The following is a 15,714-nucleotide window of genomic DNA, read 5'->3' on the forward strand; positions in this document are numbered from 1 at the left end:
CCCAGCATTCTGGGAGAGCGTTCTCCCAAGGCCGACTCGGCCTCAGATCACCTCCGGAGAGCGCTCTCCCACCAAGCGCCTCGCCTACAGCCCCCTTCCGAGCGGCCCCCACCACCCAAGAGGGAGTTCCGGTCCGCTCGTCCGAAAGGATGAGGCATCATCTTTTCTCATGGGATTGGTCGCCGGTCTTGACAGCTCGTCCATGTACACCCGCATTGTCGTCTGCGACGCGGACACCGGGGAGGTGGTCCGGCACGGGCACGCGGAGCACCCCAGCGGTGAGGCGACCCCGGAGTCGTGGCTGCTGTCGCTCGGCGAGGCAGCGGACGGCGGGCTGCTCGAGGACGTCACGGCCATCGGCGTGGCCGCGCAGCAGAACGGCGTGGTCGCGCTCGGCCCCGAGGGCAACCCCGTCCGCCCCGCGCTGACCGGGGGCGACGACCGGACGCAGTCGGCGGCGCTCGGCCTGGTGGACGCGCTCGGCGGCAAGGCGGCGTGGGCCGAGGCGGTCGGCTCGGTGCCGCAGCCGAGCCAGCCCGTCTCCCAGCTCCGCTGGCTGGCCCGCGAGGAGCCCGAGGCCGCGCGGCGCGCCACGGCCGTTCTCCAGGCGCAGGACTGGCTGGTGTGGCAGCTGCTCGGGCGCCCGCGCCGCTGGACGACGGACCGGGGCGGCGCGTCGACCACCGGGTACTGGTCGGCGGTGTCGGAGTCGTGGCGTCACGAGCTGGCCGAGCTGGCCATCGGGCACCCGGTCGCGCTGCCCGACGTGCTCGGGCCCGCCGAGGCTGCGGGCCGCACCCCCGAGGGCCTGCTGATCTCGGCGGGCACGGGCGAGACGATGGCGGCGGCGTTCGGGCTCGGCGTTGGCATGGGCGACGCGGTGGTGTCGCTCGGCGCCTCGGGGTCGGTGTGCGCGGTGCACGACGACGCGCTGACCGACCCCGGCGGCGCGATCACCAGCTACGCCGACGCGACGGGGCTGCACCTTCCCGTGGTGCGGACGTTGAACGCCACCCGCGTGCTGCGGGGCACCGCCGAGCTGCTCGGGCGCGACCTGCCCGGCCTGTCCGAGCTCGCGCTCGCCTCGACGCCCGGCGCGCACGGGCTGGTGTTCCTGCCGTATCTCGCGGGCGAACGCACCCCCGAACTACCGCACACAGCTGGGACGTTGGCGGGGCTGCGGCGGGAGAGCATGAAGCCGGAGCACCTGGCGAGGGCGGCGTTCGAGGGCATGCTGTGCGGGCTGGCCGACGCGGCGGAGGTGCTGCGCAGGCGCGGGGTGCGGATCGACCGCGTCTTCCTGCTCGGCGCGGCGGCCGAGCTGCCCGCGGTCAAGGCGCTGGCCCCGGCGATCCTGGGTGCCCAGGTGGTGATCCCGGCCCCCGCCGACTACACGGCGCTCGGCGCGGCCCGGCAGGCGGCGTGGTCGCAGGGCGTCGCGGACGGCAAGCTCACCGATGAGGCGCCGCCCGAGTGGCCCGCCGCGCCCGGCGAGACGCTGAACGTCGGCGACGACGCGGCGGTCGGCACGGCGGTGCGCCAGCAGTTCGCGGCGGTGCGCGACGAGACGCATCCGAACGCGTTCGGCTGAGGCGGCCGTTGACCGCGCGGCGGGCCCGGACCGCTTCACCGCCCGCGCTTCACCGCCCGCGCTTCACCGCCCGCGCTTCACCGCCTGCGCGACACGGCCAGCTCGATGAGGTAGCGCTTGGTGACCCGGCCGCCGTACCGCCCGTCGATCAGGCCAGCGACGCACGCGAGCAGCCCGTCGCGCGCGGCCTCGGGCAGGGCGCGGTGGCCCGAGTAGGTGCGCAGCAGGTCCAGGTAGTGGGCCGTGGGGTAGGTGAGGTCGCGCTCGTAGCGGCGGAAGACCGTCGGGCCGAACGCCCCGCCGCGCGCGACCTCGTCCGCGTGGTCCGACCCGTGGATGTCGGCGGCCTCCGGGACCCGGAGCCCCGGCGGGGTGTCGGGGTCGAAGCGCTCGTAGCAGCGCTGGACCTCGACGAAGAACTCCTCGGTGCCGCCCCTGACATGCTGGGTGCGCACCACGGAGAGCGCTCCCCCGGGGCGTAGCGCGGCGGCGGCCTTGGCGACGCGCACCGCGGGGTCGATCCAGTGGAACGCCGTCGCCGAGACAAGCGCGTCGAACGGCTCATCGGGCAGCGGCCAGCTCTCGAAGTCGGCGGTCACCACCTCGGCCGTGGCGCCGTGCCCGGCAGCGGCCAGGTTGCGGCGGGCGACCGCGGCCATGCGCGGGCCCGCCTCGACGGCCGTGATCCGGCAGCCGCGCGCGGCCAGCGGCACGGTCGCCTGGCCGGTCCCGCAGCCCACTTCGAGAACGCGGCTGCCGACGCTGGCTCCCCCGAGGTCCGCGAGGTCGTCGTACATCTCCCTCGGATATCCGGGCCTGGCGCGGTCGTACAGCTCCGCGTCCTCGTCGAACGTCCGGCTCAGGCCGACCCGCCTGAACTCCTCGGGGGTGTCGTCGCGTCGAGCGGGCGGCGCGTCGCGGGGAACGGCGCGGGGCGCGTCGCGGGGAACGTTGTCGGACATGGGGAGCAGGCTATGTGGCGCGGGCTTCAGGCGTGTTGGGCCCAGCGGGCGGCCAGGTGGGTGCGGCTGGTGGTGCCGGTCTTCGTCAGGGCCTGGGTGAGGTGCCTCTTCACGGTGCCCACGCCGATGAACATCCGTTGCGCGATCCGCTGGTTGCTCAGTCCCTGGGCGACGAGGCCCGCGACCTCGCGCTCGCGCGGGGTCAGGCCGAGGTCGCGGCACGCGGCCGCCGCGGCGCGGTCGCGGGCGAGCAACATCGTTACCAACGGGGCGAGTTGACGCGCGAGTGCGCGCAGCACCGCGATGTCGCGCGCGCCGACCGTCCCCTGGTTCCAGGAGGGCTGGGAGGTGCCCTCGCCCCGGGCCCCGGGGCCGCGGACCACGACGCCGACGTAGAACGCGCCCTCCGCGCCCGCGTCGATCATGATGCCGACCTTGTCGTGGACGCCGTGGGGGCGCAGGAAGCGTTCCACGAACTCCCGTTGCTCCGGGACCCGTTCGGGGTGCAGGTCGCGCAGCGTCACCGCGCCGCGCTCGGCGAGCAGCCGGTGGGCCTCCGCCGTCATAAAAGGGTCGGAGGTGATCCAGCGGCGGGCGTAGGAGTCGAGAAAGTCCTGTGAGTAGCCGGACTTGATGCCCCGGCCGCCGTGCAGCGCGTCACCGATCGTGGGCCCGTGCAGCACGGTGATCGACGCGTATCCGAACCACTCCTAGCGCCCGCAGCAGCCGCTCGCGGCAGGCGGGCAGGTCGGCGGCGCGGTCCACGGCCTCGTAGACGCCGAACAGGCGGCGGTAGTCCTCGGCGGGGAGCGGCTCGTCGCCCGGCAGTCGCCGGGGGCCGCCGGTGTGGGACACGACGGCGTGCGCCGCGGCCATGGAACGGGTTTCCGCGGTCACCCTCCTCATACAAGCGGGGGTGACGGGTGCGGGCGAGGGACTTCCACCTTCGGCCCATGTCGGTGCGGCGCATGGCACGGCATCGTCGTTCCCGCAGACCGAGGGCACGGCAGAGGAGCCGTCATGTCGTCGTCCACTTCCGAATCCGCCGCGCGCAGTTGGCTGATCACCGGCGCCAACAGCGGTTTCGGCGCCGCGTTCACGCGCGCCGCGCTGGCCGCGGGCGACGCGGTGGTGGCCGCGGTGCGCCGCCCGGGGGCGATGGCGGAGCTGGCCGCCGCGCACCCGGACCGGCTGACCGTCGTCGCGTTGGACGTGAGGGACGCGGAGGCATGCGAACGGGCCGTGCGCACCGCCGAGTCGGCGTATGGGCGCATCGATGTCCTGGTGAACAACGCGGGGTTCGGCACGGTCGGCGCGTTGGAGGAGACGCGGGAGGACGAACTCCGTGACGCCATGGAGGTGATGTTCTTCGGGCCGATGCGGCTGACGCGGCTCGCGCTGCCGGGGATGCGGCGCAGGCGCGGTGGCGCGGTCGTTCAACTCACCAGCATGGGTGGCCTGCTGGCGTTCGCGGGGGTGGGCACCTACGCCGCGGCCAAGGGTGCGCTCGAGCGGGCGAGCGAGGCGCTGGCCGCGGAGGTGGAGCCGCTGGGCATCCGGGTGCTGATCGTCGAACCCGGCGCGTTCCGCACGGAGTTCAACGGCGCGATCGCCGCCGCGTCCTCGCTGCCCGACTACGAGGCGGCGGTGGGCGTGGTCCGCGACCGTCTCGCCGCGGGCGACGGCAAGCAGCCGGGCGATCCGTCGAAGGCGGCCGCGGCCCTGCTGACCGCGCTCGCCCTCCCCCGTCCGCCCCTGCGGCTGCCACTGGGTGACGACGCGGTGACGGCGATCCGCGCGAAGCTGGCCCGCGTGGAGAGCGACATCAGCGCGACGCCCCATCTGGGCACGGGCCCGGCAATCAACTTCCCGTGAGCCGCGCGGATCCGGCCGTGCCGCGACCCGTCGGCCATGCCGGGACCCGTCAACCGCCTTGAGGGGGCGGCGCGTTCAGTCCAGGTAGCCGCGCAGCTGTTCCGCGTAGGCGTGGTCGCGGAGCTTGCCGAGCGTCTTGTGCTCGATCTGGCGGATGCGCTCCCTCGTCACGCCGAACAGGCGGCCTATCTCCTCCAGCGTGCGGGGGCGGCCGTCGACCAGGCCGTAGCGGAGCTCCACGACGCGGCGCTCGCGGTCGCCCAGCGTGGACAGGACCGCCTCCAACTGCTCGCGCAGCAGCATGAACGCGGCCGACTCGGCGGGTGAGAGGACGTCCGCGTCCTCGATGAGGTCGCCGAGGTTGACGTCGTCCTCGTCGCCGATCGGGGCCTGGAGCGAGACCGGGTCTTGGGCCAGCCGCAGGATCTCGCTGACCCGGGCCGGGGTGAGGCCGAGCAACACCGCCACCTCCTCGGATGTCGGCTCGTAGCCCTGCTCCTGGAGGACGCGCCGCTGGACGCGGATGACGCGGTTGATCAGCTCGACGACATGAACGGGCACGCGAATGGTGCGGGCCTGGTCGGCGATGGCCCGCGACATGGCCTGCCTGATCCACCAGGTCGCATACGTCGAGAACTTGAATCCGCGCGTGTAATCGAATTTCTCGACCGCGCGGATCAGGCCCAGGTTCCCCTCCTGGACCAGGTCGAGCATCGTCAGCCCCCGCCCGATGTACCGCTTGGCGACCGAGACGACGAGCCGCAGGTTGGCCTCGATCAGCTGCCGTTTGGCCAGGCGGCCGCGCACCACCAGCCGGTCGAGGTCCAGGGCGAGTCGCTCGTCCACCGTGCCGTCGACCGCCAGCGTGAGCAGCCGTTCCTCGGCGAAGAGGCCCGCCTCGATCCGCCGGGCCAGCTCCACCTCGTCGGACGCGGTGAGCAGCGGAATACGGCCGATCTCGCGCAGATACTGGCGGAAGAGGTCGCCGGTCGCGCCGTTTCCCTCGGCCCGCAGGGTCACTTCCGGTTGCGGTGCGGTGGCCGTGTCGGTCGCGGGGAGGGTCGAAGTCTGCACGGAGCGGCCTCCAGAGGGATCGCGGCAGGCGGAGCGGAGGGAGAGCGGAGGGAGCGGCACCGCCCCCAGTGTGGGGTACGGCACACTCCGGCCACGAGATGCGTGCGTGCACTTTTTGCCGGGAGTGGCTACCGAGCGGCGACGGCCAACTACCCGCCGCTGCCCGCCGCTCGCCCGCCGCGCCCCGGCCGGTCAGGCGCGCGGCACCCCGTCGATCAGGCGCGCGGCACCCCCGCCGGTCAGACGTGGAATGCCCCGGCCGGTCAGGCGTAGAGCGCCTCGGCCGGTCAGGCGTAGAGCGCCTCGGCGCCCCGCTCCTTGAGGGCCGTGCGGTACTGCTCGAGCGCCCACAGCTCCTGGCGGACCTCGGCCGCCGTGGTGTTGCCGCTCTGCGCCTCGGCGCGGCGCGCGGTGGACTCCAGCTCGCGCATGCGGCGTTCGACGGCGGCCATCCTGACCTGCACCAGGCTCCGCTCGGCGTGCACGTCCACCTCGGCCTGGCGGCGGCGCGGCAGGGTCAGCGGCTCGACGGCCAGCTCGGTGACCAGGGAGCGCACCGCGTCGTCGGGCGCGGCCTCGCGCACCCGGTCGAGGAACGCGTCGTCGGCCGCGGCGACGCCGCCCGCCTCGCCGATGACGCGCCGGACGACGGTGTAGGGGGCGGCGGTGAACTCGTCCTCGCCGTAGGCGTCGAAGACCGGCGCGACCAGCGCGGGGAACTGGAGCGCGATCTTGAGCAGCTCGCGCTCGGCCAGGTAGGCGGGGGTGCGGAGGTTCAGTGGAGGGCCGACGGGCGAAGGGGGCGCGGCAACGGGGGCGGGCGCGTTACCCCTGCGCTCCCCCTGGCCGCGCGGCGCGCCGGGTCCCCCGGCGCCCTGGCCCTGGGCGCGCGCCCTCCCCCAGCGCGCGATCTGGCCGATGCGCCGCACCACGAAGCCCTCGTCGGGGATGCCGACGAGCCCGGCGAGCCGCACGGCGTACTCGTGCTGGATGGCCTGGTCCTTGATCTGGGCGACGATCGGCGCGGCGAACTCGAGCGCGGCGGAACGGCCCTCCGCCGTGTCCAGATTGTGCTGGTCGACGATCGATCTGATGGCGAACTCGAAAAGCGGCGACGCCGATTCGACCAGCTTGTGCACGGCTTCGTCGCCATCGGCGATCCGCAGCTCGCACGGGTCCATGCCGCCTGGCGAGACGGCGATCGACGTGCGGGCCGCGAACTTCTGGTCGTCCTCGAACGCCCGCAGCGCGGCCTTCTGCCCGGCCGCGTCGCCGTCGAACGTGAAGACGACCTCTCCGGCGCGGTGCGAGCTCGAGTTGTCCATCAGGACGCGGCGCAGGATCTTGACGTGATCGGCGCCGAACGCGGTGCCGCACGTCGCGATCGCCGTGGTGACCCCGGCCAGGTGGCAGGCCATGACGTCGGTGTACCCCTCGACGACGACCGCGCGGTTGGTCTTGGCGATGTCGCGCTTGGCCACGTCGATGCCGTACAGCACCTGGGACTTGCGGTAGATGGGCGTCTCGGGGGTGTTCAGGTACTTGGGGCCGCCGTCGTCGTCGCGGAGCTTGCGGGCGCCAAAGCCCACGACCTCGCCCGTGATGTCCCTGATGGGCCAGATCAGCCGCCCCCTGAACCGGTCGATCGGCCCGCGCTTGCCGTCCTGGGCGATCCCCGAGGCCAGCAACTCCAGGTCGGTGAAGCCGCGTCCGCGCAGGAAGCGCACCAGGTGGTCCCAGCCCGCGGGGGCGTATCCGACGCCGAAGCGCTCGGCGGCCGCCTGGTCGAAGGAGCGCTCGGCGAGGAAGCGCCTGCCGATCTCGGCCTCGGGCGACGTGGCCAGCTGCTCGGCGTAGAAGCGGGCGGCGACCTTGTGCGCCTCGATCAGCCGCGTGCGCTCGCCCTGCTGGCGCCCCGGGCTGTACCCACCCTGCTCGTACCGCAGGGTGACCCCGGCCTGCGCGGCCAGCCGCTCGACGGCCTCGGAGAACGACAGATGCTCGATCTTCATCACGAAGCCGAGGGTGTCCCCGCCCTCCTGGCAGCCGAAGCAGTGGTAGAGGCCCTTGCTCGGACTGACGTGGAACGACGGCGACTTCTCGTCGTGGAACGGGCACAGACCCTTGAGATTCCCGCCGCCCGCGGGGCGCAGCTGAAGGTACTCGGAGACCACGGCGTCGATCGGGACCGCGTCCCTGACCGACTTCACGTCCTCGTCGTTGATCCTGCCCGCCACGCCAGAAGTCTACGGCGCCCCTCCGACACCCGGGGCCCGGGACGGCCGCGCGTGAACAGCCACGCGTGAACGGCGACGGGCTCGGGCCGCGCGGCTCGTGCCACAGGGCTCGTGCCACGGGGCTCAGGCCGCGAGGCGGGCCTCGATCCCGTCGAGGATGAGGTCGAGGCCGCGCCTGAACCCCCCGTCGGCGTCGCCGTCCGTCACATCGGCCTCGCGAGCGAGCGCCGGATAGCGGTCCGCGTGCGCGAGGACATGGCGGCGGACCTGGCGGCGCAGCTTCGCCTCGTGTTCGGGATCGGTCACGGTCAAACGCCAGACGTTCTCCGCGGCGACAAATCCATGCACGTAGGCAAAGAGGGTGTTCACGGCGGCGTTGAGTTCGAGCGGTGGCAGCCCGGCCCTGGCGAGGGTCGCGTAGAAGCGGTCGGAACGCGCGAGCGACGTCGGGCCGATGAGCGGCCGGGTGCCGATCAACGTGGTGATCCAGACGTGGCGGCGCATCACCTGGCGGCTCTGCTCGACGCGCCGGGTCAACGCGGTGCGCCAGTCGACGCCGTCGTCGTCATCGAGCGCCAACTCGCCCATCACCGCGTCGAGCGCGAGGTCGAGCACGTCCTCGCGGGTCTCGACATAGGAGTAGAGCGACATCGTGCCCGCGCGCAGCCTGGCGGCCAGGCGGCGCATGGAGAACCCCTCCACTCCCTCGCTGTCCAGCAGGTCCACGGCGGCCTCGACGATCCGCTCCCGCGACAGCCGTGGCCTACGCCCACCCCCGTCGTCCCGGAACCAGAGGCTCGGTTGTCCACGCCGCCTCGTCACCCACGCCCGCCTTTCGTCCGTACGCCGTACGGTTTTCCGTACGGCTAGCTTCTCTTCCATGGCCGATGCGATAGCACCATCACATGAGTCCCCGGAGTCCGCGTCCTGGCTGCGTGATTACGCGATGCTCGCCCTGCGCGTCAACCGGGCGGTGACGGGGGAGGGCAGCGGAACACTGCTGATCCACCGGGGCCCAGCGGCATGGGCGAACGAGGTGGCGGGCGAGGAGCCGCGCCCGGCGGGCCAGTTGGCCGACGACGCGGAACGGCTGCTGGCCGACCCGCCGTTCACGCCGGCGCGCGCCGCGTATCTCACGGCGCAGGTGCGATCGCTGCGCGCGGTGGCCCGGCGCGCGGCGGGCGTGCGCGAGCCGCTGAGCGCCTACGCGCGCGCCTGTCTGGGGATCGAGGCCGGATGGGTGCCCGAGCCGGTCTTCGAGGAGGCGCACGACCGGCTCGCCACGGCGCTGCCCTCCGGCGCGCGGGGAACGACGCACCACCGCCTGCACGCCTGGCGCCGGGCGCACACGCTGCCGCGGAGGCGCCGGGACGAGCTACCGCGCCTGGTGCTGGCGGCCGTGGCCGAGACCCGCGCCAGGACGAGCGCGGCCATCGTGCCGCTGCCGGACGAGGACGTGCGCTGCACGGTGGTGCCGCGGGCGCACTTCCTGGCGGCCGGGCACCACGAGAGCGGGGGCCGCTCGACGCTGTTCGTCAACGGGGGGCTGCCGTTCAACCTCGCCGACCTGCTCTCCGTCGTCGCCCACGAGGGCCACCCGGGGCACATCGCCGAGTCGCTGCTCAAGGAGCACCACCCGGACTGCCGGACGCGTTTCCTGCTCAGCCCGCCGTTCGTGCTCAGCGAGGGGATGGGGCTGCGCGCCCAGGAGGTGATCTTCCCCGGCGACGAGGCGCGGGAGTGGCTGGAACGCCACGTGCTCGGCCCGTTCGGCATCGCCCCCGACGGCGCGGACCTCGCCGCGATCCACGACGCGCGCAACGCGCTCTGGGGCGCGTGGGCCAACGCCGCGCTCCTCGCCGACAAGGGGCGCCCCGAGGCGGAGGTCCGCGCCTACCTGGCGCGTTGGGCGCTGCTCGACGACGCGGAGGTGGACGCGGCGATGGCGTCCGTGGCCGCGCCGGGGATGGGGGTGTATGTCCTCGGCTACTACCACGGCTGGCGCACGGTGGGCGCGTGGCTTGACACGGGGGCGCCCGAGGAACGGAACGCGCGGGTGCGGCGGCTGCTCACCGAGCCGCTGCTGCCCGCCGACATCGCGGTCGGCGGGCCCGAGGGGCGGCCCCGGCCCGAGGGGCGGCCCCGGCGGGGTCAACTCGCGTAGCGCAGCATCCAGTCGGTGTCGGGGTTCCGTCCGAACGACGGGTCGGCGGGCGGGGACGCCGGGCTCTCCTCGACCATGTCGCCGGGGGCGACGCGGGGCGGCAGCTGCCCGAACCTGGCCGCCCGTGCCGCGGCCGCCTCGTCGGGGGTGTCCGGCGCGTCGGCGGTACGCGTTGTGTCCATGGGGTCACCTGCCGTTCCGGAAGCGGGGACCCGAACGGCCCCCTCGCCGCCAGAGTACTCCCGCGCAGACCGCCGCCGACGGGCGCTGAGCGCCGCCGACGGGCGCTGACGGGCCTGGGGGCCACGGGCCCTCAGGGCAGCGCGGGCGGCTCGCCCGGGGGCGCCTGCTGGCGCTGCCGCTCGGCCCACTGCCGGGTCTCGTCGGCGCGGATCGCCTCGACCGCGGCGAGCAGCTCGGCCCGGGCCGCCTCGTCGCGCTCGGCCTCGGGCAGCAGCTGGTAGCGGTCGAGCGCGCGGCGCAGCGCGTCCCACGCGTGACCGGCCACCGCCCAGCGCGGCCCGGGGCCGAAGACCTGGCGGAAGCCCGTGCAGAACAGCGTCACCGCGGCGATCGTCGCGGTCAGCCAGGGCTCGGCCCGAAGCCCCGCGGCGACGACCGTGCCCGAGGCGGCCGCGAGGGCGACCAGCTCGACGAGCCGGTGGAGGCGGCGGTTGTTGTCGCGCACCCGCTCGTAGAACGCCAGGTCGCGCCGGTCCCGGGCCAGCAGGGGGTCGGGGGCGCCGGTCCAGGGGTCGGGAGAGCGCTCACCGGCGGCGCCCGGCGCGTCACCCGCCGTGGCCCTGGGCCTTCGCGACGGGCGGTTCGGTGAGGGGCCGGTCAGTGAGCGGCCGCTCCGTGAGGGACCGCGCCATGACGTGATGCGGGCCCACGCCCTCGATCACGAACTCCTCGCCCACGACGGAGAATCCGTGCCGCACATAGAAACCGACCGCCTCGACGCGGCCGTTGCACCACAGCAACTCCGCGCCGCGCAGGGCCGCTTCGGTCCCCGCCGCACCCAGCAGCGCCGCGCCGAAGCCACGCCCGCGCACGGCGGGCGCCGACGCCATGCCCCTGATGCGGTGGGCGACCCTCGGATCGCCGGGCAGCGGCTCGGGGAACAGGCTGACGCACGCTAGCACTTCGGCGCCCTCGCCATCGAACGCCGCCAGGTGGTAGGTGTCCTCCCGCGCGTCCTCGGCGAACTCGGCGGCGTTGCGCGGGTGTCCGGGCCGGAGCACCCGCCAGCGCAGATCGAGGACCGCGTCGCGGGGAACGACCTCGGTGCGGATGGTCATGCCCGCACCCTACGCGCGCTCGTCCGGGTGAAGGCCGCCAGGGATGGCGTGGGGGGCGCCCGCGTGGACTACGGTCATGATCATGCGCTGGAAGACGTACGGCGAACGGCAGGTGTACACCAACCCTTGGCTGAACTTGTGCTTGATCGATGTCGAACTCCCCGACGGACAACGGTTCGACCACCATGTGGTCCGCCTCAGACACCTCGCGGTGGCCGTCGTGCTGAACGAGCGCCGCGAGGTGCTGATGCTGTGGCGCCACCGGTTCATCACCGACGCGTGGGCGTGGGAGCTGCCCATGGGCCTGGTCGAGGAGGGCGAGACCCCGGCGGCGACGGCGGCGCGCGAGGTCGAGGAGGAGACCGGATGGCGGCCAGGGCCGATGCGGCCGTTGATCTACGCCGAGCCCGCCAACGGCATCACCGACGCCGAGCACCACGTCTTCCGCGCGGACACCGCGACCCATATCGGCCCACCGACCGAGCTGAACGAGTCCGACCGCATCGAGTGGATCCCCGTCGACCGGATCAGGGGCATGATCGACCGCCGCGAGATCATCAGCGGCGGCTCACTGGTCGGGCTGCTGTATCTGCTGGTCGACGGGGTGGGCGGCGGAGTCGACGGAGTTGACAAGGGCGGCGGCGTTGACGTGGTCGACAGGGTCGGCGGCGTTGACGTGGTTGACGGCGTTGACGTGGTTGACGGCGTTGACAGGGCGCTGTGACACGCGGACCGACCCGATTCACGTTCGCCCTCGCTGATATAAGTCGACGCTGATATAAGTCGACGCTGATAGCTTACCGCCGTGCACGCGTTCGACGTTCTCGGTGACCCCGTCAGGCGGCGCATCCTCGAGGTGCTCGCCGAAGGGGAACGGCCAGCCGGAGACATCGTGGGCGTCGTCCGGGCGGAGTTCGGGATATCGCAACCCGCCGTCTCGCAGCACCTCAAGGTGCTGCGCGAGTCCGGGTTCACCACGGTGCAGGCCGAGGGGACGCGGCGGCTGTACGCCGTCGCCCCCGAGCGCTTCGCCGAGGTGGACCGGTGGCTCGACCGCTTCGGCCGGTTCTGGAACCAGCGACTGGACGCGCTCGGCACGGAGTTGGCCCGCGGGAAGCGCCGGGCGAGAACGGGCGAGGAGGGCTCGGATGAGTGAGCTGGTGGACCGGATCAACGCCGTGCGGCGTGAGGTTGTCACGACGGCGATCGGCGGCCACGAGGGCAAGGCCGTGATCCTGCGGCGGCGTTACGACTCCCCCGCCGCCGACGTGTGGAACGCCTGCACCAGCCCCGAACGCCTCGCCCGCTGGCTCGCGCCGGTCAGCGGCGAGCTACGGCTGGGCGGCGCCTACGAGTTGGAGGGGAACGCCCGCGGTGAGGTGCTGGCGTGCCAGGAGCCGACGCTGCTGCGGGTGAGCTGGATCTACGGCGAGGAGATCCCCGGCACCCCCGCGCCCGAGGTCACGCTGCGGCTGCCCCCTGACGGCGACGGCGCCACGCTCCTCGAGCTCGAGCATGTCGCCGTCGTCGACCCGGAGTTTTGGGACCGCTACGGTCCCGGGGCCGTCGGGGTGGGCTGGGACCTGGCCCTGATCGGCCTGGAGGCCCACCTCGGCGGCACGGAGGCGAAGGAGGAACGGGAGTTCATCCTCGGCAGCGCCGAGCGCTGGCGCGCGGCGCACGAGGCGTCGGGCGCGGACGCCGCCGAGGCGGAGCGCTCGGCGGCCAACACCGCGGCCTTCTACGCCCCTGAGCCACAGGAGAGTTGACCGGCGCGGGACCGGGCCCGGGTCGGCCGGGACCGGGCCCGGTCACCCCTTGAGTCGGTCGCCGGGGACGAGGGACTCGAGCGGGGTCCCCGGGTCGGCGAGAGCCTCGGGATCCACGGGCAGCCCCGCGCGGACGAGCCGCTGGATCGGCTCGACCACGTCCCACACGTTCATGTTGAGCCCGGCCAGCACGCGGCCCTCGCGCAGCCAGAACGCGATGAACGCGCGCTTGGCCAGATCCCCCCTGAACACCACCCGGTCATACGCCCCCGGCGGCGCCCACCCCGAGTACTCGAGGCCCGCGTCGTACTGGTCGGAGAAGAAGTACGGCACCCGGTCGTAGACGACCTCGTGGCCCAGCATCGAACGGGCCGCCGCGGGACCCGAGTTGAGGGCGTTGGCCCAATGCTCCACGCGGAGCCTGCCGCCCTTGCCGCCGGGGTGCGCCACGGCGGCCACGTCCCCGGCGGCGAAGATCGCCGGGTCGCTGGTGCGCAGCGCGGCGTCCACGGCGATGCCGCCACCCTCGGAGAGCGCGATCCCGGCGCCCTCGGCCAGCGCGGTGCGCGGCCCGGCGCCGATCGCCGCGAGCACGGCCCGCGCGGGCAGCCGACGGCCGTCCTCGGTGGTGACACCCGCGACCACCCCGTCGCGCCCGGTGATCTCGGCGAGCCGGGTCCCGAAGTGGAACGTCACCCCGTGGAAGCGGTGCAACTCACTGAACACCGCCCCCACTTCGGGCCCCAGCACGCCGTGCAACGGAGTGGGCCCAGGCTCCACCACGATCACCTCGGCGCCCAACGTCCGTGCGGCGGCGGCCACTTCGAGACCGATCCAGCCCGCCCCCGCGATCACCAGCGGCTCGCCCGCCCCCGCCGTGCCGGTGAGCACGCCCCGCAGGTGGTCGGAGTGGGCAAGGCGGCGCAGATGGTGAACGTTCGCCAACTGCGTTCCCGGGATGCCGAGTCGGTGCGGCTCGGCGCCCGTGGCCAGCAGCAGGGCGTCGTACGGCAGCCGTGTTCCGTCGCCGAGCCTGACCTCGCGGGCCGCCCGGTCGATCGCGACGGCGGGCTGGCCCAGATGGAGCTCGATGCGGTTGTGGGCGTACCACGCCGGGGGGTGCACGAAAACGCTCTCCCTGACGGCCCGGCCGGTCAGGTAGTCCTTGGAGAGCGGGGGACGCTCGTAGGGCTGTTCGTGCTCGTCGCCGATGAGGATCACCCGGCCAGGGAAGCCCTCCTCACGCAACGTCTGGGCCGCCTTGGCCCCGGCCAGTCCACCGCCGATGATGACGAACGTCCGGTGTGTGCCGTCCACGCAGTGCCTCCCGATCTGGTGCGCCAATCCCAAGGAGCCTGCCCCACCAGCGGCTTGGCCGGAAGGGGGCACGTCGTCGCGGGACGCGCCGCGCCCTCGCGCGACGCGCCAGGTCACGGCCGAGTGAGCCGGGCGTGCAGGGAGCGCGCGGACGCGTCGGTGAGCGCCGCGAGTTGGTCGACGACGACGCGCAGCCGCTCGGCGTCGTCCGTGGCCGCGGCGAACAGCGCGCGGTACTGCGCGTCGAGCCCCTCGGGCGCGCGGACGACGAGGGCCTCGGCCAGCTCCCCGAGCACGGCGCGTTGCCGCGTCCTGATCGCCTCCTGGTCGGGGCGTTGCATCACATGGACGTCTGCGACCGCCTTGAGCACGTCACACTCCAGCCGGGTCGCCTCGGGAACGACCAGGTCGGCGGCGTAGCGGCGCAGCGGGCCCGGGCCGTACCTAGCGCGGGTGGCGCGTTCGGCGGCCAGGCAGAACCGCCCGATGAGCTGGCTCGTCGCGTCCTTGAGCCGGGCCTGCGCGAGCGCGCCGCCGTCGTAGCTCGTCGGCCACCACTCCTGGGCCATCAGCCGGTCGAGGGCCGCGGCGAGCGCGTCGTGCTCGGTGCCGGGGGGCGCGTACCGCTTGGCGGCGACGGTGAACACCTCGTCGCGCTCGGCCGTCGCGCGCAGCAGCCCCGGGGTGAGGTGCCCGGCGCGCAGCCCGTCCTCCATGTCGTGCACGGAGTAGGCGACATCGTCGGCCCAGTCCATGATCTGCGCCTCGAAGCAACGGCGTTCGGCGGGGGCGCCGGCGCGCAGCCAGGCGAAGACGGGCAGGTCGTCCTCGTACACGCCGTACTTGCGGCGGCTGGTGCCGCGCGGCCAGGGGTACTTGGTGGCGGCGTCGAGGGTGGCGCGGGTGAGGTTGAGGCCGACGGAACGCGCCTGGGCGCCCGCGAAGCGCTTGGGTTCGAGCCGGGTGAGCAGGCGCAGCGACTGCGCGTTGGCCTCGAACCCGCCGCAGCCGTCGGCGATCCGGTCGAGAACGCGCTCTCCGTTGTGCCCGAACGGCGGATGCCCGAGGTCGTGCGCGAGGCACGCCGCCTCGACGATGTCGGGGTCGGACCCGAACGCCGCCCCGAGGTCGCGCCCGACCTGGGCGCACTCGAGGGAGTGGGTGAGCCGGGTGCGCGGCGCGGCGTCGGGATCGGGGGCGTCGGGCGTGACGACCTGGGTCTTCCCCGCGAGACGGCGCAGGGCGGCCGAGTGCTGGACCCGCGCCCGGTCCCGCTGGAACGCGGTGCGCCCAGGCCGCTTGTCGGCCTCCGGATCCCACCGCTCGGCGGCGGCCTCGTCATACCCTGCGACGTGCATACGAACGAAGGTAGCCGCCCCACACCCGACCCGCCGCCCTCGGGGGCCAAGCGGGGCGGGGGCAGG

16 protein-coding genes and 1 pseudogene are annotated in these 15,714 nt (G+C 73.9%); 6 read left to right on the plus strand and 11 right to left on the minus strand.

Annotation, left to right across the window (positions count from 1 at the left end; translation table 11 throughout):
* The first annotated feature begins 169 nt into the window (after positions 1-169).
* Positions 170-1,591 carry an FGGY family carbohydrate kinase gene (locus tag DEH69_RS11515; RefSeq protein WP_113686834.1) on the plus strand — a complete coding sequence of 474 codons (1,422 nt, stop codon included), beginning with the start codon at positions 170-172 and terminating at the stop codon, positions 1,589-1,591.
* A gap of 77 nt (positions 1,592-1,668) precedes the next feature.
* On the opposite strand, the gene DEH69_RS11520 is transcribed toward DEH69_RS11515, so the two are convergent.
* From DEH69_RS11520 to DEH69_RS32020, 3 genes are read right to left on the minus strand one after another with little or no spacing between them, the layout of a single operon-like run.
* Positions 1,669-2,553, minus strand: a complete 885-nt coding sequence (locus DEH69_RS11520; RefSeq protein WP_113686835.1) for a class I SAM-dependent methyltransferase — start codon at positions 2,551-2,553, stop codon at positions 1,669-1,671.
* Between the two features lie 26 nt (positions 2,554-2,579).
* Entirely contained in the window at positions 2,580-3,236 is a 657-nt protein-coding gene (locus DEH69_RS32015) for a helix-turn-helix transcriptional regulator (RefSeq protein WP_258534598.1), read from the minus strand.
* Positions 3,211-3,450 (minus strand): hypothetical protein, encoded by a 240-nt coding sequence (locus DEH69_RS32020; protein ID WP_220131227.1) that lies wholly within the window; start codon positions 3,448-3,450, stop codon positions 3,211-3,213. The genes DEH69_RS32015 and DEH69_RS32020 overlap by 26 nt, the downstream gene beginning before the upstream one ends.
* A 123-nt stretch (positions 3,451-3,573) precedes the next feature.
* On the opposite strand from DEH69_RS32020, the gene DEH69_RS11530 reads away from it, so the two are divergent.
* Entirely contained in the window at positions 3,574-4,428 is an 855-nt protein-coding gene (locus DEH69_RS11530; RefSeq protein ID WP_113686836.1) for an SDR family NAD(P)-dependent oxidoreductase, read from the plus strand.
* A 75-nt stretch (positions 4,429-4,503) separates the two neighbouring features.
* On the opposite strand, the gene DEH69_RS11535 is transcribed toward DEH69_RS11530, so the two are convergent.
* The 3 genes from DEH69_RS11535 to DEH69_RS11545 form a co-directional block, all read right to left on the minus strand.
* Entirely contained in the window at positions 4,504-5,562 is a 1,059-nt protein-coding gene (locus DEH69_RS11535; RefSeq protein ID WP_258534599.1) for an RNA polymerase sigma factor, read from the minus strand.
* Between the two features lie 227 nt (positions 5,563-5,789).
* A complete protein-coding gene (gene dnaG, locus DEH69_RS11540) occupies positions 5,790-7,739 on the minus strand; it encodes a DNA primase (protein WP_113686838.1) in 1,950 nt (649 codons plus the stop codon).
* A gap of 123 nt (positions 7,740-7,862) precedes the next feature.
* Positions 7,863-8,561 carry a TetR/AcrR family transcriptional regulator C-terminal domain-containing protein gene (locus DEH69_RS11545; RefSeq protein WP_220131228.1) on the minus strand — a complete coding sequence of 233 codons (699 nt, stop codon included), beginning with the start codon at positions 8,559-8,561 and terminating at the stop codon, positions 7,863-7,865.
* A 58-nt stretch (positions 8,562-8,619) separates the two neighbouring features.
* On the opposite strand from DEH69_RS11545, the gene DEH69_RS11550 reads away from it, so the two are divergent.
* Entirely contained in the window at positions 8,620-9,903 is a 1,284-nt protein-coding gene (locus DEH69_RS11550) for a hypothetical protein (protein ID WP_181727382.1), read from the plus strand.
* On the opposite strand, the gene DEH69_RS11555 is transcribed toward DEH69_RS11550, so the two are convergent.
* The 3 genes from DEH69_RS11555 to DEH69_RS11565 form a co-directional block, all read right to left on the minus strand.
* A complete protein-coding gene (locus DEH69_RS11555) occupies positions 9,891-10,085 on the minus strand; it encodes a hypothetical protein (protein ID WP_181727383.1) in 195 nt (64 codons plus the stop codon). The genes DEH69_RS11550 and DEH69_RS11555 overlap by 13 nt on opposite strands.
* A 131-nt stretch (positions 10,086-10,216) precedes the next feature.
* On the minus strand, positions 10,217-10,633 hold the full coding sequence (locus DEH69_RS11560; protein WP_309302783.1) for a DUF4231 domain-containing protein: 417 nt from the start codon (positions 10,631-10,633) through the stop codon (positions 10,217-10,219).
* Between the two features lie 58 nt (positions 10,634-10,691).
* On the minus strand, positions 10,692-11,204 hold the full coding sequence (locus tag DEH69_RS11565; RefSeq protein ID WP_113686842.1) for a GNAT family N-acetyltransferase: 513 nt from the start codon (positions 11,202-11,204) through the stop codon (positions 10,692-10,694).
* 82 nt (positions 11,205-11,286) lie between these two features.
* On the opposite strand from DEH69_RS11565, the pseudogene DEH69_RS11570 reads away from it, so the two are divergent.
* The 3 genes and pseudogenes from DEH69_RS11570 to DEH69_RS11580 form a co-directional block, all read left to right on the plus strand.
* A pseudogene (locus DEH69_RS11570) lies at positions 11,287-11,805 on the plus strand (NUDIX hydrolase); the annotation flags it as partial.
* Between the two features lie 204 nt (positions 11,806-12,009).
* Entirely contained in the window at positions 12,010-12,360 is a 351-nt protein-coding gene (locus DEH69_RS11575; protein ID WP_113686843.1) for a helix-turn-helix transcriptional regulator, read from the plus strand.
* Positions 12,353-12,973 (plus strand): SRPBCC family protein, encoded by a 621-nt coding sequence (locus DEH69_RS11580; protein WP_113686844.1) that lies wholly within the window; start codon positions 12,353-12,355, stop codon positions 12,971-12,973. The genes DEH69_RS11575 and DEH69_RS11580 overlap by 8 nt, the downstream gene beginning before the upstream one ends.
* Positions 12,974-13,015: 42 nt before the next feature.
* Here the strand turns inward: DEH69_RS11580 and DEH69_RS11585 are convergent, their stop codons facing one another.
* Both DEH69_RS11585 and DEH69_RS11590 read right to left on the minus strand, forming a co-directional pair.
* Entirely contained in the window at positions 13,016-14,290 is a 1,275-nt protein-coding gene (locus tag DEH69_RS11585) for an NAD(P)/FAD-dependent oxidoreductase (protein ID WP_113686845.1), read from the minus strand.
* A 113-nt stretch (positions 14,291-14,403) separates the two neighbouring features.
* A complete protein-coding gene (locus DEH69_RS11590) occupies positions 14,404-15,648 on the minus strand; it encodes a deoxyguanosinetriphosphate triphosphohydrolase (RefSeq protein ID WP_113686846.1) in 1,245 nt (414 codons plus the stop codon).
* Between the last annotated feature and the right edge of the window lie 66 nt (positions 15,649-15,714).

It is taken from the genome of Streptomyces sp. PT12, assembly GCF_003311645.1.
Classification (GTDB): Bacteria; Actinomycetota; Actinomycetes; order Streptomycetales; family Streptomycetaceae; genus Streptomyces.